We start from the raw sequence: 19,904 nt of genomic DNA on the forward strand, positions 1-19,904 counted from the left end.
ATGGACGCCTCTGTCAAGCAGCGGATCGAAACGCTGGTCGCCAGCAGCCCGGTGGTGGTGTTCATGAAGGGCACCAAGCTGATGCCGCAGTGCGGCTTCTCCAACAACGTGGTGCAGATCCTCAACGCCCTCGGCGTGCCCTTCGAGAGCTTCGATGTGCTCTCCGATGCCGAGATTCGCCAGGGCATCAAGGAATTTTCCGAGTGGCCCACCATTCCCCAGGTGTATGTGAACGGGGAATTCATGGGCGGTTCAGACATCCTGATCGAGATGTACAACTCCGGTGAACTCAAGGAGCAACTGGCGGTGGCCCTTGCCAGCTGACTGCCCCCGCTCAACGGCGGCCGGTTTCGTAACCGCTCTCGTATAGCGCCCTCGGGTCCCCATCCGCGCCGATGAAGCTGGAGGGATCCAGAATCCAACGCTCCACCAGTTCCTCCAGCCGCCGCTGGGCCAGGGGATCGAGCACGGCGGTGCGGCGCAGGGCATGCAGGTAGCCATCGGCATAGAGCCGCAGGTCCGCAGGGCTGTGGTGGCGGTGTGAGAGCTCCTGGCAGGCGTCACACAGCGACTGGAAGTGGCGAATGGCGTCGGGGTGCTGAAGCGCGTTCATGGTGAGGGCTGACCCTGGTTCCCATTGTGGCCATGATGGTTGAGCAGCGCGGGACAGACCACCGCCCCCTCTGAAAAGCCCCCTCTGCCAGCCCAGGCCCAGGGACAGCACACGGCGGGCCTGTTGACAGCAGCCACTGATACGTGTCAGGTCTCGACAGGGCCGTTAGGTTGGGATGACTCAGGGTCTCGACCCACACAGCGGTGCCACCCGAACCAACCCCTTTGCCGCAGCCTGCCTCCGATCTGGCCAAGCGTGTGCTGGTGGTTGATCCCCACGCCACCCTCCGCACCGTTCTGGCCCAGCGCCTTCGCCAGGACTCCCACCTGGCTGCCGCCGTCGCCACCGCAAAGGAGGCCCTCGAGGTGTGCCGCGACCAGTCGCCTGACCTGCTGATCAGTGCGGAGCTGCTCGATGAGAGCAGTGCCCTCCGCCTGGCCAGCCAGCTGCGCTGCCCGGTGATGGTTCTCACCGCCCGCTCCGGGTCTGAGCCCGTCGTCACCCTGCTCGATGCCGGCGCTGACGACGTGCTGCGCAAGCCGTTCGGACTTGAGGAACTTGCCGCCCGCTGCCGCACCCTGCTGCGGCGCAGTTCCACCGGCCTGCAGGAGCAGGTCTGCGTGGGCCCCCTGGAGGTGCACCTGCTGCTGCGCCAGGTCACCCTCCGCGACCAACCCGTGGAGTTGAGTCCCCGCGAATTTGCCCTGCTCTGTGCCTTGTTGATGCCGCCGGGAGTGGTGCGCAGCCGCCAGGAACTGCTGCGCATGGCCTGGCCCCCGTTCAGTGGCGGTCCCCGCTCTGTGGATACCCAGGTGCTCACCCTGCGTCGCAAACTGGAGCAGGCTGGCCTCGGAGAGGGCGGCGGCATCGACACCGTTCGGCAGCAGGGCTATCGCTTCAGCCTCGACACCCTGCCCGACCACACCGCGGCTGGGCCTGATCTCCTGCCCGTGGGCTCACCCCTGTCCAAGCCCGTCAATTCCCTGGCCTGACAACAGCAGCGTCCAGGTCAGTTCCCCGGCCAGCATCAGGCCACTCAGAACAGCCAGGAGCTGGTAGGTCCAGGGTGGGCTGATCCTGCCAATACCGGCCATGCTCAGCCCCGTGGCCGCCTCGAAGCGATTCAGGAAGTCTGGAAAGCGGGCAACGCGCTGGGGCAGCAGCCAGGCAGATCCATCGCTGGCGCGCACGTAGTAGACGCGGCCCCCCTGGCTGGTGGAGACCGGTGTCAGGCCGGTGATGCTGCTCCAGTTCAGGCTCCAGCCGCGGCGCAGCAGCCAGCGGCACCAGCTGGGATGGCCCACCCGGATCCCCTCCCCATCGAGCTCCACTCGCTCGCTGGTGAGGGCCACGACCAGGGCCAACCCCCCAGCCAGAGCCAGCGGCAGCAGGGCCGTGGCGCTGCCCTCCGGGGCCACCACAGGCAGGGGCACCACCAGGGCCAGATAGAGGGCCAGCAGTGTGAAGCGGATCAGCGGCGCCATCGGGTAGCGGTGCGTCGCTGCGGGGGCAGGGGCGGAGGGCATGGGCCTGGGCTCAAGCGCGGGTCATCGGGCGTGAGGTCATCGGTCGTCAGGGGAACCTGGCAGCGGTTCCACCAGAGCCGATGGGCTGTAGGCGCCGCTGAACACCTCCTGTTCGCGCCCCTTCCAGAACGCGCCCAACCGCATCAGATCGGCGTGGGCCTCCTGCAGCCGCTCGAGATACTCCTCCGGGGGCAGCTCCTGCTTCGACTCCTTCAGCTTGGCGAGGCGCAGCATCTGCAGCAGCCAGGGCTTGCTCAGGTCGCCCCGCTGCTCCAGGTAGCGGGCCAGTTGGGCAGCGCTCGGGGGCTCGGGAGGGGGCGAGCTGCTGGGCATCTGAGGGGGTCACCGCAAAGCCCAGGCTATGCAGGCTGCCGGTGGCGATGTGGCTGCCCGCGGTGGCGGGGCTCAGGCCGGCAGTGCCCAGGGGTTGAGCCCCAGGTCGGAACCGATGCGGTGGGCGCAGGCGAAGCCGCTGAAGGCCACGGCGTTGAGGCCCTGGCCGGGGAAGCAGGAATCGCCCACGCAGTAGAGACCGCTGACGCCGGTGCGGTTGAAGGGCATCGGCAGCAGCCCCGGCAGCCGCAGGGCCGGCACGGGCCCGTAGCTGCCGCTGCTGCGGCCCAGGAAGCGCCGGTGGGTGCGGGGGGTGCCGATCTCCCGGTGGCGGATGGCACCGCTGAGGCCGGGCAGGAGCGACTCCAGCCGCTGGACCAGCCGCGCCGCATCGGCTTCCTTCTTGGCGGCGTAGGCGCCGGGGCTGAGCTGGCTCCAGGCGTCGATGGCGCTGGGGGTGAAGCTGTGCAGGATGTGGCGGCCCTCAGGCGCCAGGGAGGGATCGAGCAGCGTCGGCATCGACACGAACACCACCCCCTGCTCGGCCTCCATCGCCTCCCAGGCCTCCAGCAGCAGGTGGTGGCAGTGGAAGTCCTCGGGCACCAGGGCGGCGTCGATACCGAGGTGCAGGGAGAGGAAGGAACTGGAGGGCCTGTAGCGCCGGCGCCAGGTGGCCTCGGCGGCGGGGGTGTCGGCGGCCTCCACCAGGGTGCTGCGGGGCGAATCCTCCCCCGCGAAGGTGTCCCAGCGGGTGGCATTGCTCACCACCCGGCGGCTGTGGATCTGTTCGCCATCGGCCAGCTCCACGCCCACGGCCTGGCCGTTCTCCAGCAGCACCCGGGTGACGCGGGAGCGGTAGCGGATCGTGCCGCCGTGGCGCTCCAGGCCCGCCACCAGCTTCTCGGCGATCGTGCCGACGCCGCCGCGGGGGTAGTTGATGCCGCCGGCATGGCGGTCGGAGAACACCATGCCGGCGTTGATCATCGGCGTGAGATCGGCCGGCATCACCGACCAGCAGAAGCACTCCATGTCGATGAACTTCAGCAGCGCCGGATCGCGGATGTGGCGCCGCGCCACCGCCCCGGCGTTCTCCGGCAGCCAGCGGGCCAGCCCCAGGCAGGCCAGCGGCGCCTTGAAGAACACCTTGGCCAGGTAGGCGGGATCCTCCAGCGACAGCAGCGGCATCGCATCGAGGCAGCGGAACACCTGCCAGCAGGTGTCGTAGAAGGCGCGGATGCCCCTGGCCTCGTGGGGGAACAGGGCGGTGAGATCGGCGATGAAGGTGTCGTAGTCACGGTCCACCGCCACCTCCAGGCCACCGGGCAGGTGGTAGGCCAGCTGGGCTGGATCGGGCACCGTGGCGCAGTGCTCGCCCACATCGGCCAGGGCGCGGGTGAGCAGGTTGGTGTGGCCCTTCTCGCCGAAGCCGAAGATCATCGAGGCGCCCACATCGAAGGTGTAGCCCTCGCGCCTGAAGCTGCCGCCGCTGCCGCCGGGGATCAGGTAGCGCTCCAGCACCAGCACCCTGGCGCCCTTGGCGGCCAGCTGGGTGGCGGTGACCAGCCCGCCGATGCCGGAGCCGATCACAATCGCGTCCCACTCTGGCCGCTCCACCGTGGTCTCGCTTGCAACAGGGCGCGACCCTAGGACCGAGACCAGCCGTGGCGTTTGGTCGCGGGAGTGCTCAGTTGAGCCGCACCTCCAGGGTGGGGCTCACCGCGTCGGGCTGCTGGGGCCCCATCGGCAGCAGCTTCAACTGACCGCCTGCGGCGCTGAGGGCCTGGCGCAGATCGAGGGTCCGCACCCGCTGATCGCCGAAGGTCTTCCAGTTGAAGGTGAGATCCCTGAGGTTGGAGACGCTGGTCCAGGTGGTGTAGTCGGGGGTCACCTCGGCTGTGCCGGCCGGCGGCCTGGCCACGCCGAGCGGGATGTCGAAGTTGTTGAGGATGTGGAAGAGCTGGCCCACTGCCGCCGTGGTGGTGGGGCTCTTCGAGGCGTTCTGGGTGAAGAACACCATCCGCACGAAGCGCGACGGCGGGCTGAAATCTCCCGGCAGGCCCATGCTGCCGGCACCCATGCCGAAGGGGGTGAGCTTGAGCTGGCCCGCACCGGGGCCCCCGATCGTGGAAGCGGGCGCGTAGGCGCTGCTGACGGTGAGGTAGTTGGTGAGGTTGGTGAGGTGCCAGGGGAAGGTGGGTGCGTTGGTGAGCACCCGGGTGGGGTTGTCGTGCACCAGCAGGCGGCCATCCCGCGGCTCGATCACGATGCTCTTGCCGCTGGCATCCTGCACCTTGAAATGCACATCGGGCACCGCCCCCAGCAGGCTGATCACCTGGGCCGTGAGCTCCACGCCGCTCAGGCCGGCCTTCACCTCCTCCACGGTGGCGAAGTTGGCCAGCAGCCAGGTGCCCAGCTGAGCCGGCGCCAGGGTGCGATCCTGCCGCGCCCGGGCCTCGGGGGTGTACTGGGCGAAGCCGGGGAAATAGAAGAGGCCCACATTGAGCCCCTTTTCGTTGAGCCCATCCAGGATCATGTCCGCGTACTGGGCCGCGGTGGCCCCCACGAATCCGTAGCGGGAGCGATAGCTGAGGCCCTTGCCCCGGTTACTGGAGCCAGTGAAGCTGCTGCCCGCCGGCCACACGGCGATCTGTGAATCGAGCGGTTTGCCGAATTCCAGCGTGCGCCCCACCGCCACACCCCCATCGGTGGCGGTAAGGGCTCCCCCCGTGCAGGCCAGGGCCAGGGGGGCGGTGGTGAGGGCCAGCAGGGCGGTGCTCGCAGCGGTCAGGGCGAGGCCGAGGCGCGACATGGTCGATAGGACTGCTGGGGATGGAAGGCCAGCTGTTGTCGCAGGCTAGGTCTGAGATTCAGCCAAGGCAGGCTCAATCAGGCGCTCGCGGGAGCTGCCGAGGCACCCGGCTGGAGTGCCGCAGAAGGGTTCCAGATCCGCCAGGGAGCGATCGCGGTAGGCGCCGTAGCGGCGGCGCTTGTCGCGGATGCGCTCGGGCAAGTCCGGCATCAGGGCGAAGTTGGGCGGCATCGGCTGGAACTTGCCGCTGGGCGCCGTGGCGATGAAGTGGAGCAGCGCCCCGGCCATGGTGGTGGGCGGCAGCCGCAGCGGCTCCAGGCCCCGGGCCAGCCGGGCCGCGTTGGTGCCGGCCAGCCAGCCGCCGGCCACGGCCGCCGCGTAACCCTCGGTGCCGGTGATCTGCCCGGCGGCGAGCAGGGTGGGGCGCTGCCGGAACTGCAGGGTGCTCTCCAGCAGCTGGGGAGCCTCCAGGAAGGTGTTGCGGTGCATCACGCCGAAGCGCACAAAGCTGGCGTTCTCCAGCCCCGGGATCAGCTGGAACACCCGCTTCTGCTCGCCCCATTTCAGGTTGGTCTGGAAGCCCACCAGGTTCCAGAGCCGGCCGTCGCGGTCCTCCTGGCGCAGCTGCACCACGGCATGGGCCCGCCGGCTGCGGCGCACCTCCCGGTCGTGCAGGTCGCCCCAGCGGGGATCCCAGAGCCCGATCGGCTTGAGCGGGCCGTAGCGCATCGTGTCTTCGCCGCGGCGGGCCAGCTCCTCGATCGGCAGGCAGCCCTCGAAGAAGCTGGCGCTCTGGGTGTCGAAGTCCTTGAGCTCGGCCTGCTCGGCCTCCAGCAGGGCCTGGCGGAAGACCCGATACTGCGCCTCGCCCATCGGGCAGTTGATGTAATCGGCGTCGCCCTTGTCGTAACGCGAGCCGCGGAAGGCCACCGAGAGATCGAGGCCCTCCCCCTCCACGATCGGGCTGGCGGCATCGAAGAAGTGGCAGTCGGCCCGGCCCGTGAAGGCGCGCAGGTCGTCGGCCAGGGCATCGCTGGTGAGCGGGCCCGTGGCCAGCACGCCGATCTCGTCGGGCCCGGGGAGGCAGCGCTGCTCTCCCCGCTCCACCGTGATCAGGGGGTGGCGCTCCATGGAGGCGGTGAGGGCGGCACTGAAGCGGCCCCGATCCACGGCCAGGGCCCCGCCGGCGGGCACCGCGTGCCGATCGGCGGTGCCGATCACGGTGGATCCGAGCCTGCGCAGCTCCTCCTGCAGCAGGCCGGCGGCCCGGTCACTGGAGAGGGCGCCGAAGCTGTTGCTGCACACCAGCTCCGCGAATTCAGCGCTGTGGTGGGCCGGCGAGCGCCGCAGGGGCCGCATCTCCACCAGTCGTACGGGCAGACCGGCGCTAGCGATCTGCCAGGCGGCTTCTGTGCCCGCCAATCCGGCCCCCACCACGGTGATCACAGGTTGCTCTGGGGGCACGGAGAAACCGGTTGCGTCTGCCGTGAACTTCAGGCGCGGGCGCGCCTGATCATCAGTTGCAGCTGGCCCACGGCTGCGCGGCCGATGTGAAACACGGCCCAGCCGGCAGCGAGCAGGATCGGAGCGGCAACCAGCACCAGCCGAGCGTCCATGGAGGGCAGAGGGAAGTGTGGCGATCTTAAGGACAGGCCGCCGCTGTGGTGCCTCCAGGCTGCCGCTCTGATTGGTTTTGTTAGGTGACCCCCCTTCCGGCATGGACCATGGCCAGTGCCCTGTAGCGACGGGCGTGCTCCAGCTGCTCGTCCATCGCCTCCTCGCTGAGGGGCCGTTTCACCTGGGCCGGGGCTCCCATCACCAGGGTTCCCGGCGGCACATCGCGGGTCACCACCGCCCCGGCGGCCACCAGGGCGCCCGCCCCCACCCGCACGCCGTTGAGCACCACGGCACCAATGCCGATCAGGCAACCATCCTCCAGGGTGGCCCCGTGCACCACGGCCCGGTGGCCCACGGTCACCCCTGCGCCGATCAGCACGGGCTGGCCAGGATCGCCGTGCAGCACGGCGCCGTCCTGCACATTGCTGCCGGCGCCGATGCGGATCTCGCAGAGATCGCCCCGGGCCACGGCGGTGGGCCACAGGCTGGCCCCCTCAGCCAGCTCCACCGCACCGATCACCACGGCGCTGGGGGCCACCCAGGCGTCGGGGTGGATCAGGGGGTCGGGCCAGGGGAAGCGTGCCATGGTCGAAAGCCTGGGTCGGAGCCATTTTCCGGCCTCCAGAACCTGCTCCCTGCGCGGTTTGGAGGAGGTCGCCATGGGGTGATACGTTCCATGGGTGCCCACGGGCGCGGGTCGCTAGCTCAGCGGTAGAGCACTCGGCTTTTAACCGATTGGTCCTGAGTTCGAATCTCAGGCGACCCATTGCGATCTGGCTGCCGCCAGCTGCCCATCAGCAGCAGCCACCCATGCTGGCGCTTCAGCAGCAGCTGCCGGTGGCGGCTGCCTCGCTGGTCAATGTCACTCCGCTGCCGGGGTCGAAGGGCAGGGCCCCACCGCAGCCGGGGAAGAGGCCGAAGTGCTGGCTGAAGTCACCGATGAAGCTGAAGTGTGCAGCGAAACGACTCTCCGCCAGCATCCGGTAGGTGTTGCCACACACGGGGAAGACCCGGCCGGTCTCGATGCTGTGGTGCTTGTCGAAGTCCAGCTGATGGGGCTGGCCCGGCACGCTGCCGCGATAGATCACCGCCTGGCCATGGTCCTCGCAGGCGTCCTCGAGGCTGTCGCAGTGGAACAGGCGGTAGGTGGCTGAGAAGAACTGCAGTGCGCCGGTGCGGGCGGCCAGCTGCGGGTCGGTGATCGCCAGGGGACGGTCCTCCACCAGGCGCGGGTCGGCAAAGCCGGCCTGGCGGGCCAGGCGCAGGAAGTCGTTCCAGTAGAGGGCGCCGCCGAGGCATTCGCCGTAGAGCACCGGATCGAGGCGCAGCGCCTCGGGCACCCGCCGGTCGGCATAGACATCGGCGAAATAGAACTCTCCCCCCGGCCGCAGCAGGCGGCGCACGCCGCTGAGCACCGCCCGCTTGTCGGTGCTCAGGTTCACCACGCAGTTGGACACCACCACATCGAAGCTGCCCGGCTCCAGCCCCAGGGCGTCGAGCTGCTCGATCCGCCCCTCCAGCAGCTGCACGTTGGCAAAGCCGAACTGCTCGGCATGGAAGGCCTGGTGCTCGCGGGCCACCGCCAGCTGCTCGGCGGTCATGTCCACCCCCACCACGCTGCCGGTGGGGCCCACGAGCTGGGAGAGCAGGTAGACGTCGCGGCCGCTGCCGCAGCCCAGATCCAGTACCGAGGCTCCCTCCAGCAGGGGGGGCATCACCAGGCCGCAGCCGTAGTAGCGGGCCAGCACTTCGGGGTGGAGGCGGGCCAGCAGTGGTTTCAGGTCGGCCGGCAGGGCGGTGGCGTCGCAGCAGGCGCTGGTGCGCAGGTCGGCGCTGCTGCTCAGCACCGTGCCGTAATAGTGCTGCACCTGGCTGCTGAGGTCCTGGTCGGGCTGGGCGGCGTCGCAGCCGGCCCGGTCACTGGTGGTGGTCATGGGGAGAGGAAGGAGTCCGGGTGGCGTCAGGCCAGGGAGCCGCTGCAGCTGGAGCCACTGCCGGCGGTGCAGCCGAAGCAATGCTCGCCCACGGCGATCGGCTGGTGCCTGGGATCCAGCCGCAGCAGATCCCTGAGATGGAGCCTGGGCCTGTCGCTGCCTCCGGCGGGAAGGTCGAGCATCTGGTTGAAGTCACAGTCGAACAACTGCCCCTGCCAGTCGACGCTGATCAGCGAGCGGCACATCACGCCATCGAGGTTGGCGTCGTGATGGCTGGAGCGCAGCAGCTCGAGGTAGCCCTCCAGCTGGCCGCTGGCCTTGAGCACTGCCGCGAAGCGCTGGATCGGCATGTTGGCCAGGGCGAACAGCTGGTTGAAGCGGAGGCCGAAGTCGCGCTCCAGCACCTGCTTGTATTGCGCCTCCAGCTGCTGCTGGGGCGGCGGCAGGGTGGCCCCCTGGGGGTTGTAGACGAGGTTGAGCACCAGGCCTGAGTCCACCTCGCCATAGCCGAGCGCCTGGAGCTGCTGCAGGCCGGCAATGCTGCGCTCGAACACGCCATCGCCGCGCTGACGATCCACGTTGTCGGCGGAGTAGCAGGGCAGGGAGGCCACCACCACCACCCCCTGGTCGGCCAGGAAGGCCGCCAGGTCCTCCTGGCCGGGTTCGCTGAGGATGGTGAGGTTGCAGCGGTCGATCACGGTCACCCCCAGCTGGCGCGCCTGCCGCACCAGCTGGCGAAACAGCGGATGCAGTTCCGGTGCGCCGCCGGTGAGATCCAGGCTGCCCAGACCCCTGGCCTTCAGCACCTGGGGGATCAGGGCCGCGGTGGCGGCATCCATGCTTTCGGTGCGGGTCGGGCTCGCCCCCACGTGGCAGTGGCTGCAACTCTGGTTGCAGCGGTAGCCCAGGTTCACCTGCAGGCAGCTGAGGGCCTGGCGCCGCAGGGCTGGAAAGGCCTGCGGCCCTGCCGATAACCCGTTGCTGCCGCTGCTGGTGCCGTTGCTTGGACTGGTGCTGGTGCCGAGGAACACGCTGGACATCAGACGCTGGTGAGGACGCGGGGACCCCGGGGCTGATCCCCCCCCGGGCGCAGGGGTTCAAGGCTGATGCTCAACTTGGTGGCGCTGCTGGAGGGTTCGGTGGGAATCGGCATCGACACGGTGCCGGCCAGGTCGGGCACGAACTGCACGCAGCCCACTTGGTGGCCGTCCACCTCCGCCCAGAGGCGGTAGACGTGCTGGGCCGGGGGCGCAGGCAGGCCCTTCAGCCGCAACAGGTTGTAGCCCTGGTCGGCCTGCACCACCACCTGGCCGCTCACGGCACCGCTGGGGGTCATGCCCTTGAGGGCCATGGTGCGGCTCACGGGCAGGGGATCTGCCGGGGAGCCGCTGGTCGGCGGCCGTTCGGCCAGCTGGTGGCGCAGCTGCTGCACCTGCACGCCCATCAGCACCAGAGCGCCGGCCATGGCGGCCATGGCCACACCCGCCCAGCGGGGGCGTGGCGCGGTCGCGGGCCGGTCCGGGGCGGGGGCAGCCGGTTTGAGCAGGCGCCGCCGCAGCCGTGCTGGCGGGAGCTCCTGGTTCGGCAGGGCCAGGGGCAACAGCTGCAGGGTGGTGGTGAGCTCGTCGAGACGCACCTGCAGGCTCGGATCGGCGGCCAGATGGCGGTTCAGTTCCGCCTGCTCTGCCTCGTCGAGATCGCCCAGGGCGTGGCCGGCCAGCAGTTCATCGAGAGCGCTGTCGGTGGGTGGTGTCAGATCGGGTGAGGACATCAGCGACGAGCGGAGGGAGAGGGGGTGCCGGACTGGTCCAGCGGGCCGGGAGCGGACTGGAAGTCGACCATGTGGCGCCGCAGGGCCAGCAGGCCCTGGCGGGAGCGGGTCTTCACCGTGCCCAGGGGGATCTGCAGCCGCTCCGCCACCGCGGACTGGCTCAGGCCCTGGTAGTAGGCGAGTTCCAGCACCTGCCGCTGCTTGGGATCGATCTGACCCAGGGCCAGGGCCATGCGCTCGCCCAGGTCGGTGAGTTCGGCCCAGCGCTGGGTGCTGGGGGGCTCGTGGCCCAGCAGTTGGTGGGACCACTGCTGAACGATCTGCCAGCGGTTGCGCTGCTGGGCCAGCTTGTTCAGGGCCATCGAGCGGGTGAGCAGCAGCAGATAGGCCAGCACCGGCCCACGGCTGGGGTCATAGCTGCCCTGCCGCCAGAAGCGCAGAAACACATCGTGAACCAGGTCTTCGGCGGCGTGGCTGCTGCGGCAGAGCCGCAGGGCCAGGCGGTAGACCGCCGGGCTATAGGCGTCGTAGAGCGACGCCAGATCGCCGTGGTCAATCTCCAGTTCCGGCGCGTCGGCTGAGCCGGCGTGCAGCGCGGCTGATGTCCGGAGGGCGCCAGTTCTTGCCTGGGCAGATGGGTGCTGTGGGGGCGCCATGGCCGTCGGGGCAAGGAGCGGGTCTGGAACCACTACCGACGAAGGGGCCGATCGGATGGCGCCTCCCGATCAATCACCAGCAGCAGGCCCCCCATGATGGCCAGATTCTTGAACAGCTGAATCCGCTCCTGGGGATCCTCCAGGGCGGTGTGGAACACCAGGGTGGCGGGCACGAGGAACACCAGCAGCAGGGTGGCTCCCAGGCGCTGGCGCCAGCCACTGATCACCAGCACGGAGCCCGCCGCCATCAGGGCCATCGACACCGCCAGCACCAGCCCGGGGACGGGCAGCCCCCGCTGCTGCATCTGGGCCGCCACCGCCGAAAAGCCCCCCAGCTTGCCCAGCAGGGATTGCAGGAACACCAGGCAGAGCAGGGTGCGCCCGAGGGCGGCCCACCAGGAGAAGGAACGGGTCATGGCCAGAGCAGGCAGGTTGGTCAGGCTGGGGCCGTGCCCGGCTTGCCGGAGGCCCCCTCCCGCTGAAACAGGCCGTCGAGATAGTGACGGGCCACGGCCCGATCCTGGCAGCCCTGCTGGAACAGGAACCCCGCCAGGGCGGCTTGCATCAGGCGGTACTGGTCCCATTGGGGATGGGTGCGCACAAACTCTCCCATCGCCTCGAACAGGTCTTCGGGGAACTGGTTCTCGATCGACACGGTGGCCGGTGCGTGGTCGGGGATGGAGCTCATCGGGCTGCGGCTCAACGGGGTATCGCTCAAGGGGCTCGGTCGCGCTTCGACCCCATCAGGCCATGGCGAGTGGCCGCCGTCAAAGCGGCGCCCATGCAGCCATCCCGTCTGGACGCACAGTGAGAAGTGAGTGGGGATGGGGTTTCCTGGAAGAATCGGTGCGGCCATGCCCGCTCCCATCAGGGCAGGCTCCGGGCCGTCAACGGGAGAACCGCTTTTCCCCGCCGATTGGTCCCAGGGGTGCCGCCGGCCCGGATGCACGCCCTGAAGCCTGGGGAAAACCCCCCGGGCCCGTGGGGAAAAACGAGAGGAGCCGCGGAAAAGTTGATTGCTCAGCAATGGTGATCGGTCGCAGCCGCGCCGAGCCCCTCAGGCCCTGGCCCGGCCCGGCGAGCCGGAAGCACTTCGACGAGTTGTATCAATCGCGCCATTGGGCGGGGTGGTCGACGGGCTTGGCTAGCCCCCAGCCCCTATCCGGACTATGCCTTCCAACCCGCGGCTTCACGCCATCGACACGATCCTGGCGCGGCCCCTGGTGCCCACCATGCCTGCCACATCGCTCGAAGAGCTCTGGGCAAGCGATGTGTTCACGCTCGAGAAGATGAAGTCGGCGCTGCCGAAGAACGTCTTCAAATCGATCCAGCGCTGCATCCGTGAAGGCAGCAAACTCGATACCTCCGTCGCCGATGTGGTGGCTCAGGCCATGAAGGACTGGGCCACCAGCCGCGGTGCCCTGTACTACGCCCACGTCTTCTACCCGCTCACCAACCTCACCGCGGAGAAACACGACGGCTTCATCTCGGCCCAGGGGGATGGTTCAGCCTTCACCGAATTCAGTGGCAAGGTGCTGGTTCAGGGGGAACCTGACGGCTCTTCCTTTCCCAACGGCGGCATCCGCTCCACCTTCGAGGCCCGCGGCTACACCGCCTGGGACGTGACCAGCCCGGCCTATCTGATGGAGACCCCCAACGGGGTCACCCTCTGCATCCCCACGGTGTTCGTGTCCTGGACCGGCGAGGCCCTCGACAAGAAAACCCCGCTGCTGCGCTCCAACAAGGCCATGAACAAGCAGGCCCAGCGCCTGCTGAGCCTGCTGGGTGAAACCGAAATCGCCACGGTGAACTCCAGCTGCGGTGCTGAGCAGGAGTACTTCCTGGTGGATTCGGCCTTCACCGCCCTGCGCCCCGACCTGCAGCTCGCCGGCCGCACCCTGGTGGGAGCCCCTCCGGCCAAGGGACAGCAGTTCGATGACCACTACTTCGGCGCCATCCCCGAGCGGGTGCAGGTGTTCATGCAGGACGTGGAGCGGCAGATGTACCGCCTCGGCATTCCCGCCAAGACCCGCCACAACGAGGTGGCCCCGGGGCAGTTCGAGCTGGCGCCCTACTTCGAGGCCGCCAACGTGGCCACCGACCACCAGCAGCTCACCATGACCGTGCTCAAGAGCACGGCCAAGAGGCATGGCTTCAGCTGCCTGCTGCACGAGAAGCCCTTCGCCGGCGTCAATGGCAGCGGCAAGCACGTCAACTGGTCGATCGGCAACCCCACCCAGGGCAACCTGCTCGATCCGGGTTCCACGCCCCACGAGAACCTGCAGTTTCTGCTGTTCTGCTCCGCCGTGATCCGCGGCGTGCACCTGTTCGGCCCGCTGATGCGGGCGGCCATCGCCACCGCCAGCAACGACCATCGCCTCGGAGCCAATGAGGCGCCGCCGGCGATCATCTCGGTGTATCTGGGCAGTCAGCTGGAGGATGTGTTCCAGCAGATCCGCTCCGGCAACCTGCAGGGTTCGGCCCAGGCAGCGTTGATGTCCCTTGGCATTGACACCCTGCCCGAGCTCAACAAGGATCCCGGCGACCGCAACCGCACCTCACCCTTCGCCTTCACCGGCAACCGCTTCGAGTTCAGGGCCGTCGGCTCCGGCCAGTCGGTGGCCGGTCCGCTCGTGGTGCTGAACACGATCCTGGCCGATTCCCTGGAGTGGTTGAACGACCAGCTGGAGGCCGCCATGGCCGCCGGCAGCAGCCTCGATGAGGCGGCCCTGGTGGTGATGAAGGCCATCATGAACGACCACGGTGACGTGGTGTTCGGGGGGGATGGCTATTCCTCCGAATGGCACCGCATGGCTGTCGAGGAGCGCGGCCTCGAGAACCTGCCCACCTCCGCCGACGCCCTGCCGGTGCTGGAGCGGCCTGACGTGACGGCCCTGTTCGAGCGCCAGGGCGTGCTCTCGCCGCTGGAGCTCGAAAGCCGCTTCGAGGTGTATGCCGAGCAGTACGTGCAGGCCATCGAGGTGGAGGCCCGGCTGCTGCTGCGCATGGCCCGCACCCAGATCTATCCGGCGGTGTCGGACACCCTGGGCAAGATGGCGTTCTCGATCAAGAGCCAGGAGAAGGTGGGCCTGTCCCCCGACACCTCCATGCTCAAGACCATGGAGTCCCTGGCCGGGCAATTGCTGGAAGGCTGCACGGCCCTGGAGGAGGTCATGGCGGTCCATCCCGACGGCGTTCATGCCCACCTGCGCCACTGTGCCGATGGGGTGCTGCCGGTGATGCTCAAGATCCGCGCCGCCGCCGATGGTCTCGAGCAGCTCATCGACGATGACGCCTGGCCGCTGCCCACTTACCAGGAGATGCTGTTCATGCGCTGAGGCGCTCTGGCTCGCACTTTCGGTGTCCTCTGGGCAGGATGGCCAAGGCCCCCTGCCCAGAGCGACCCATGGATCCAGATGTGGCGCTTCCGATCGGCGCGGGCCTGGTGATGATCCTGCTGATCGTGGTGGGCGCGGTGGTGATTGTGCTGCGCCCCAGCGACCTCCCCGACCGCAAGCCCTGATTCGATTGGTTGCAACAGACATCGATCTGTTCCACTCCAGCCAGCCCCTCTGGTGGCCCTGGCTAGCCCCGTCTATGACGAGGGCATCCCTTCAGGATCAGGAGTCCTGCCGTTGATCCGCGCCATCCCCAAGGATTGCCCCGCGGCGAGTCCGGCTCTCAGCCGCCTGGTGGTGGGCCAGGCCCTCGACTACTTCGCTCTCCATTTCCGGCGTCCGATCGCCATGGCGGCGGTGGCTGAAGCCCTCGGTATTTCCGAGGCCTGCCTCGACTTCTGCTTTGACCAGTCGCGGGGCATGACGCCCTACGAAGCCCTGCAGCACCATCGGCTCAACCGTCTGTTCGCGGCCATCACCCTGCAGCCGCGCCGCTCGCTGACACGGGCCATCCTGGCCTGCGGTCTGCAGCGCAGTGCGGAGACGGTGAGCCGCTTCGAAGACACCTTCGGCATCGCCATGCCCCTGTTCCTGCTCACCTGCCGCCGGGCCGAGCAAGACCGCCACTTTCGCCGCCACCATCCGCAGCGGGAGGCCCTGGTGCAGGCCTCAACCGCCTAGGGACACTTGCCTAGGATCGATCGGCGACGTGAGTCTTTTCTGTCAACCTTTGTTGCGGGCGGTCAACGCCCCTTCCTGCTGAGGCGGCTGCTGCACGGCCTGGGCCCCAAGCTGATGATTCTCATCCATCTGGGCTGCGCGCTGCTTCTCTGGACTGGACTCGGTGTGGGCGCGGCCCTGTGGGGGGTGGCCCTCTATCTGGTGAGGATGCTGGCCACCACCGCCATCTACCACCGGCTGCTCACCCACGGCAGCTACCAAGCCCCACGCCTGATCCGGTGGATCGGCTCCCTGGTGGCCTGCTCCTCTGGCCAGATGGGCCCCAGCTGGTGGAAAGCGCACCACCTGCAGCACCATCGCCACGTGGATACGGCCGCCGACCCCCATACCCCGCTGCAGTCTGCCAACGGCTGGCGAGGGTTCTGGCACTCCCAGGTGGGCTGGCTGTTCAGGCCCGAGTTCCACCCTGCCGAGCTGCCGGCCGACATTGAAGCCGACCCGGTGCTGCGCACGATGGATCGCCTGCATGTGCTGCCCGTGCTGGCGCTGGGGGCTCTCTCCTGGGGACTGGGGGGACTGGAATGGCTGGCTGCCTTCTGTCTCAGCACCGTGCTGCTGTATCACGCCGTGGCCAGTGTCAACTCTCTGGCCCACCTGTTCGGTGAGCAGCCGTTCAACACGGGCGATGACAGCCGCAACAATGGCTTCGTAGCCCTGATCACCCTGGGCGAGGGGTGGCACAACCTGCACCATGGCTTCCAGGCCTCGGTGCGTCAGGGGTTCACGCTGCACCACGGCAGGGTGCGCCGGCTGCCAGATCCCACCTACAGCTTCGTGTGCCTGCTGGAGCGGCTCGGCTGGGCAAGCCGGTTGCGGCTGCCGAGTGATCACGCGCTCCTGGCCAGGGCGCGCTGAGGCTCCCGCCACCGACACAGCAAGCCACACCAAAAAGCCGCCCCCGGAGAGGGGCGGCCTGGTTGAGCTGAATTCAGTGATGGATTGGGTGAATCAGCTGGTCTGACCAGCCGATTCACCCGGCCAGATCACCAGCGGTTGCCACCGCCACCGCCGCCATTGCCGCCGGCACCGGCGAACTGGCGTCCGCCGCCACCACCACCGGTGCGGGGTTCAGCCTTGTTGACACGGATGTTGCGGCCCATCCATTCGACGTTCTGAAGATCGTCGATGGCCTTGGTCTCGTCGGCCTCGTTGGCCATCTCGACAAAGGCGAACCCGCGCTTGCGACCGGTGTCACGGTCGAGGGGCAGGGTGCACTTGCGCACAGCGCCGTATTCGGAGAACAGGTGCTGAACGTCTTCAACCTCGGCGTCGAACGAGAGGTTGCCTACGTAAATGGTCATGAAATCTGGTCTTTGAGTCAATGAATCGATTCTTCGAAGCCCTGAGAAAAGTCGCTGGCCTAGTGGAGAAATCCTGTGGGAACCGCCGTTTCGGAGAGAAACCTGCTGAAGACTGCTTTTGAATCAATGCCACCCTACACGACAGAAGCAGGACACTCCGGCAGCTGGCCTGAAGGCTCAGGCCTTCTGGAAGGCGTAGGTGGTGGCCTCCACGGCGATCGGCTGCACGTTCCAGATCCGCTCGGCGTACTCCTGGATCGAGCGATCGCTGGAGAAGAAGCCGCAGCCCATGGTGTTCGCCACAGACATGCGGGCCCAGCGGTTGGGGTCCTGCCAGCAGGCATCCACCTGCTCCTGGGCAAGGCGGTAGCTGCCGATGTCGGCCATCACCTTGAAGGGATCGTGGCTGGTGAGGTTGGCCAGCAGGGGATAGAAGAGGTCGCGATCGCCCTCGCTGAAGTGGCCGGCGCCGATCAGCTCGATCGCGGCGCGCACCACCGGGTCTTTCTCGATCCAGGGCATGGGGTGGTAGCCCATCTGATCGAACTCCTGCACCTGTTCAGCGGTGTGGCCGAAGAGAAAGAAGTTCTCGGCTCCCACCCGGTCGCGGATTTCCACGTTGGCGCCATCGAGGGTGCCGATCGTGAGGGCGCCGTTGAGGGCCATCTTCATGTTGCCCGTGCCCGAGGCCTCCTTGCCGGCGGTGGAGATCTGCTCGGAGAGGTCCACGGCGGGGTAGATCTTCTGGCCGAGGCTCACGCTGAAATTGGGCACGAACACCACCCGCAGCCGCCCCTCCATGGCGGGATCCATGTTGACGATTTCGGCGATGCCGATGATCAGCCGGATGATCAGCTTGGCCATGGCATAGCCCGGGGCCGCCTTGCCCCCGAAGATCACCGTGCGGGGCGGCAGGTCCTCGCCGTTGCGCAGCCGCAGATAGCGCTCCACCACGTGCAGGGCCGCCAGGTGCTGGCGCTTGTATTCGTGGATCCGCTTCACCTGCACATCGAAAATCGAGGCCGGATCGAGCAACAATCCCTGGCTCTGGTGGATGTGGCGCACCAGGCGCTGCTTGGAGGCGTCGCGCACCTGCATCCAGCGGGCCAGGAAGCCCTGATCCTCCATGTGGCCGGAGAGATCCTGCAGATGGGTGAGATCGCGGCGCCACTGGCTGCCGATCACCTCATCCAGCAGGCTGGCCAGGCCGGGGTTGGACACCAGCATCCAGCGCCGCGGCGTGACGCCGTTGGTGACATTGGTGAAGCGATCGGGCCAGAGCTCGGCGAAGTCGGCGAGCACGTGGCGGCGCAGCAGGTCGCTGTGCAGTTCGGCCACACCGTTGGTGCGGTGGCAGCCCACCACGGCCAGGTTGGCCATGCGCACCTTGCGCTGGGGCCCCTCCTCGATCAACGAGAGGCGCGCCAGCTTCTCCGGCTGACCCGGGTACTTGATGCGGGCCATGCGCAGGAAGCGCGCGTTGATCTCGTAGATGATCTGCAGGTGGCGCGGCAGCAACTGCTGGAACAGCTCCACCCCCCAGGTTTCGAGCGCTTCCGGCAGCAGGGTGTGGTTGGTGTAACTGAGGCTGGCGGTGGTGACCCCCCAGGCGGTTTCCCAGTCGAGGTGGTGCTCATCGAGCAGCAGCCGCATCAGCTCGGCCACGGCAATCGCCGGGTGGGTGTCGTTGAGCTGGACGGCGAACTTGGTGTGGAAGGCGGTGGCGGGCAGCCCCTGACCCTTGAGGATCCGGAACATGTCCTGCAGTGAACAGCTCACGAAGAAGATCTGCTGGGAGAGGCGCAGGCGCTTGCCCTGCTCCATCTCGTCGTTCGGATAGAGCACCTTGGAGAGGGTTTCCGACTGCATCTTGTGCAGCACGGCCTTGGTGTAATCGCCGGCGTTGAAGGAGGCGAAGTCGAGGGCCTCAGGCGCCGCGGCGGCCCACAGGCGCAGGGTGTTGGCGGTGCGCACGCCGTAGCCGAGGATCGGGGTGTCGTAGGCCACGCCGATCACCGTGTGCTGGCCGATCGTGACGGGGTAGCTCCACTCCGGCCGGATCACCTCCCAGGGGTTGCCCTGGGCCAGCCAGGCGTCGGTGACCTCCTGCTGGCCGCGGGAGGTGATCTGCTGACGAAAGATGCCGAACTCGTAGCGGATGCCATAGCCGATGGCCGGAATCTCCAGGGTGGCCATCGACTCCTGGAAACAGGCGGCCAGCCTGCCGAGTCCACCGTTGCCCAGCCCGGGCTCAGGCTCTTCGTCAATCAGTCTCTCCAGATCGAGCCCCAGCTGCTCACAGGCGTCTTCTGCCTCCTGGCGCAGGCCCAGGTTCACCAGGTTGTTGTCGAGGTGGGGGCCCAGCAGATACTCGGCCGAGAGGTACACCGCCGTGCGGACCTGGGCACGGGTGTAGGTCTCGGCGGTGTCGACCCAGTTGTGCAGCAGGCGATCGCGCACGGCCAGGGCCAGGCTGCGGTAGTGATCGTGGCGGGTGGCCAGTGAGGGGGCCTTCGCCTGGCTGAAGAACAGATGCCGCTGCATGTCTTCGGCCAGGGGCCGGTGGATGAAGCAGCTGCGGCTCGCGGAGCTGGAGTCGGCCATGGCTGCCGCAATGGGCATGAAGAGAAACAGTTCTCCTGCTGGCGGCAGCCTGACGCTGTCGGGATCACTACAGAAGGCCGGCCCTGTGAGGGAAGCGGGTCAGACCTGGTCGCAGCAGGTCAGAGCTCGCTCTCCATGTCGGGCTTGATCGAGCAGTCGCTCTGCGGGTAGCTCACACACAGCAGCGCAAAGCCGGCCTCAATCTGTTCGTCGTCCAGGAAACTCTGGTCAGACTGGTCGACGCTGCCGCTGAGCACCTTGCCGGCGCAGGTGCTGCAGGCGCCGGCCCGGCAGGAATAGGGCAGATCAAGGCCGGCTTCCTCGGCAGCGTCGAGGATGTAAGTGTCGTCGCTGCAGCTGAAGCTGCGGCCGTCGTCGAGGCTGATGGTGAAGCTGGCCATGGCAGGAAGCCCTGGGGCTCGGGTGAGGAGGCCTCCATTGCATCCCCGCTGCCGGTCCGGGCGTGTGATCGGGAACACCGCTGTGATGATTCGTTCACATTCGCTCCCCGCGGCAGCCCCCCTCTGGGGGGGCCAGGGTGAGCAGCCACACACCTCTGGGGCCCCGGGGCCAGGGGCCGGCGGCAGGCTGGGAGCCCATC

22 protein-coding genes and 1 tRNA gene are annotated in these 19,904 nt (G+C 68.1%); 6 read left to right on the top strand and 17 right to left on the bottom strand.

Annotated features, from left to right (window positions below):
• On the top strand, positions 1-324 hold the full coding sequence (gene grxD / locus ACWJIO_RS07575; protein ID WP_480312521.1) for a Grx4 family monothiol glutaredoxin: 324 nt from the start codon (positions 1-3) through the stop codon (positions 322-324).
• Between the two features lie 10 nt (positions 325-334).
• Here the strand turns inward: grxD and ACWJIO_RS07580 are convergent, their stop codons facing one another.
• Entirely contained in the window at positions 335-613 is a 279-nt protein-coding gene (locus tag ACWJIO_RS07580) for a DUF6761 family protein (RefSeq protein ID WP_480312523.1), read from the bottom strand.
• 203 nt (positions 614-816) lie between these two features.
• Between ACWJIO_RS07580 and ACWJIO_RS07585 the strand changes: the two genes are divergently transcribed.
• A complete protein-coding gene (locus tag ACWJIO_RS07585) occupies positions 817-1,605 on the top strand; it encodes a response regulator transcription factor (protein WP_480312524.1) in 789 nt (262 codons plus the stop codon).
• On the opposite strand, the gene ACWJIO_RS07590 is transcribed toward ACWJIO_RS07585, so the two are convergent.
• From ACWJIO_RS07590 to ACWJIO_RS07620, 7 genes are all read right to left on the bottom strand, one after another.
• Entirely contained in the window at positions 1,570-2,139 is a 570-nt protein-coding gene (locus tag ACWJIO_RS07590; protein WP_480312526.1) for a hypothetical protein, read from the bottom strand. The two genes, ACWJIO_RS07585 and ACWJIO_RS07590, sit on opposite strands and share 36 nt — an antisense overlap.
• Positions 2,140-2,175: 36 nt before the next feature.
• Positions 2,176-2,472: a hypothetical protein gene (locus tag ACWJIO_RS07595; protein ID WP_480312527.1), complete on the bottom strand. Its 297-nt coding sequence runs from the start codon at positions 2,470-2,472 to the stop codon at positions 2,176-2,178.
• A 72-nt stretch (positions 2,473-2,544) separates the two neighbouring features.
• Positions 2,545-4,086, bottom strand: a complete 1,542-nt coding sequence (gene crtH / locus ACWJIO_RS07600) for a carotenoid isomerase (protein WP_480312528.1) — start codon at positions 4,084-4,086, stop codon at positions 2,545-2,547.
• Between the two features lie 70 nt (positions 4,087-4,156).
• A complete protein-coding gene (locus tag ACWJIO_RS07605) occupies positions 4,157-5,281 on the bottom strand; it encodes a linear amide C-N hydrolase (RefSeq protein WP_480312530.1) in 1,125 nt (374 codons plus the stop codon).
• A gap of 45 nt (positions 5,282-5,326) precedes the next feature.
• The gene (gene trmFO, locus ACWJIO_RS07610; protein ID WP_480312532.1) at positions 5,327-6,745 is read right to left on the bottom strand and encodes an FADH(2)-oxidizing methylenetetrahydrofolate--tRNA-(uracil(54)-C(5))-methyltransferase TrmFO; all 1,419 of its coding nucleotides are present in this window, start codon (positions 6,743-6,745) and stop codon (positions 5,327-5,329) included.
• Positions 6,746-6,774: 29 nt separating this feature from the next.
• Positions 6,775-6,897, bottom strand: coding sequence for a photosystem II protein Y (locus tag ACWJIO_RS07615; RefSeq protein WP_186696866.1), 123 nt, complete (start codon positions 6,895-6,897; stop codon positions 6,775-6,777).
• A gap of 80 nt (positions 6,898-6,977) precedes the next feature.
• Positions 6,978-7,484: a gamma carbonic anhydrase family protein gene (locus ACWJIO_RS07620; protein ID WP_480312533.1), complete on the bottom strand. Its 507-nt coding sequence runs from the start codon at positions 7,482-7,484 to the stop codon at positions 6,978-6,980.
• A 108-nt stretch (positions 7,485-7,592) separates the two neighbouring features.
• On the opposite strand from ACWJIO_RS07620, the gene ACWJIO_RS07625 reads away from it, so the two are divergent.
• Positions 7,593-7,664: transfer RNA gene (locus ACWJIO_RS07625), tRNA-Lys, on the top strand.
• Positions 7,665-7,719: 55 nt separating this feature from the next.
• Here the strand turns inward: ACWJIO_RS07625 and ACWJIO_RS07630 are convergent.
• Genes ACWJIO_RS07630 through ACWJIO_RS07655 form a run of 6 tightly spaced genes read right to left on the bottom strand, consistent with a single transcriptional unit; the run spans position 7,720 to position 11,947 of the window.
• A complete protein-coding gene (locus ACWJIO_RS07630) occupies positions 7,720-8,832 on the bottom strand; it encodes a methyltransferase domain-containing protein (RefSeq protein ID WP_480312535.1) in 1,113 nt (370 codons plus the stop codon).
• 26 nt (positions 8,833-8,858) lie between these two features.
• Positions 8,859-9,872, bottom strand: coding sequence for an arsenosugar biosynthesis radical SAM (seleno)protein ArsS (gene arsS, locus ACWJIO_RS07635; protein ID WP_480312537.1), 1,014 nt, complete (start codon positions 9,870-9,872; stop codon positions 8,859-8,861).
• On the bottom strand, positions 9,872-10,603 hold the full coding sequence (locus ACWJIO_RS07640; protein WP_480312538.1) for an anti-sigma factor: 732 nt from the start codon (positions 10,601-10,603) through the stop codon (positions 9,872-9,874). The genes arsS and ACWJIO_RS07640 overlap by 1 nt, the downstream gene beginning before the upstream one ends.
• Positions 10,603-11,259 (bottom strand): sigma-70 family RNA polymerase sigma factor, encoded by a 657-nt coding sequence (locus tag ACWJIO_RS07645; RefSeq protein ID WP_480312539.1) that lies wholly within the window; start codon positions 11,257-11,259, stop codon positions 10,603-10,605. The genes ACWJIO_RS07640 and ACWJIO_RS07645 overlap by 1 nt, the downstream gene beginning before the upstream one ends.
• A 32-nt stretch (positions 11,260-11,291) precedes the next feature.
• A complete protein-coding gene (locus tag ACWJIO_RS07650; RefSeq protein WP_480312540.1) occupies positions 11,292-11,675 on the bottom strand; it encodes a DoxX family protein in 384 nt (127 codons plus the stop codon).
• Positions 11,676-11,695: 20 nt separating this feature from the next.
• A complete protein-coding gene (locus ACWJIO_RS07655; RefSeq protein ID WP_480312542.1) occupies positions 11,696-11,947 on the bottom strand; it encodes a DUF2811 domain-containing protein in 252 nt (83 codons plus the stop codon).
• A 481-nt stretch (positions 11,948-12,428) separates the two neighbouring features.
• Between ACWJIO_RS07655 and ACWJIO_RS07660 the strand changes: the two genes are divergently transcribed.
• From ACWJIO_RS07660 to ACWJIO_RS07670, 3 genes are all read left to right on the top strand, one after another.
• Positions 12,429-14,597 carry a glutamine synthetase III family protein gene (locus tag ACWJIO_RS07660; RefSeq protein ID WP_480312544.1) on the top strand — a complete coding sequence of 723 codons (2,169 nt, stop codon included), beginning with the start codon at positions 12,429-12,431 and terminating at the stop codon, positions 14,595-14,597.
• Between the two features lie 237 nt (positions 14,598-14,834).
• Positions 14,835-15,338: a hypothetical protein gene (locus tag ACWJIO_RS07665; RefSeq protein ID WP_480312546.1), complete on the top strand. Its 504-nt coding sequence runs from the start codon at positions 14,835-14,837 to the stop codon at positions 15,336-15,338.
• Positions 15,339-15,452: 114 nt separating this feature from the next.
• Entirely contained in the window at positions 15,453-16,253 is an 801-nt protein-coding gene (locus tag ACWJIO_RS07670; protein WP_480312548.1) for an acyl-CoA desaturase, read from the top strand.
• 128 nt (positions 16,254-16,381) lie between these two features.
• On the opposite strand, the gene ACWJIO_RS07675 is transcribed toward ACWJIO_RS07670, so the two are convergent.
• The 3 genes from ACWJIO_RS07675 to ACWJIO_RS07685 form a co-directional block, all read right to left on the bottom strand.
• Positions 16,382-16,699, bottom strand: coding sequence for an RNA recognition motif domain-containing protein (locus ACWJIO_RS07675; RefSeq protein WP_480312550.1), 318 nt, complete (start codon positions 16,697-16,699; stop codon positions 16,382-16,384).
• Positions 16,700-16,876: 177 nt separating this feature from the next.
• On the bottom strand, positions 16,877-19,303 hold the full coding sequence (locus ACWJIO_RS07680; RefSeq protein WP_480312801.1) for a glycogen/starch/alpha-glucan phosphorylase: 2,427 nt from the start codon (positions 19,301-19,303) through the stop codon (positions 16,877-16,879).
• Between the two features lie 119 nt (positions 19,304-19,422).
• Positions 19,423-19,704, bottom strand: a complete 282-nt coding sequence (locus ACWJIO_RS07685) for a 2Fe-2S iron-sulfur cluster-binding protein (protein WP_480312551.1) — start codon at positions 19,702-19,704, stop codon at positions 19,423-19,425.
• Positions 19,705-19,904 lie beyond the last annotated feature (200 nt).

It is taken from the genome of Paraciimarium castrense LEGE 11436 (assembly GCF_056633055.1).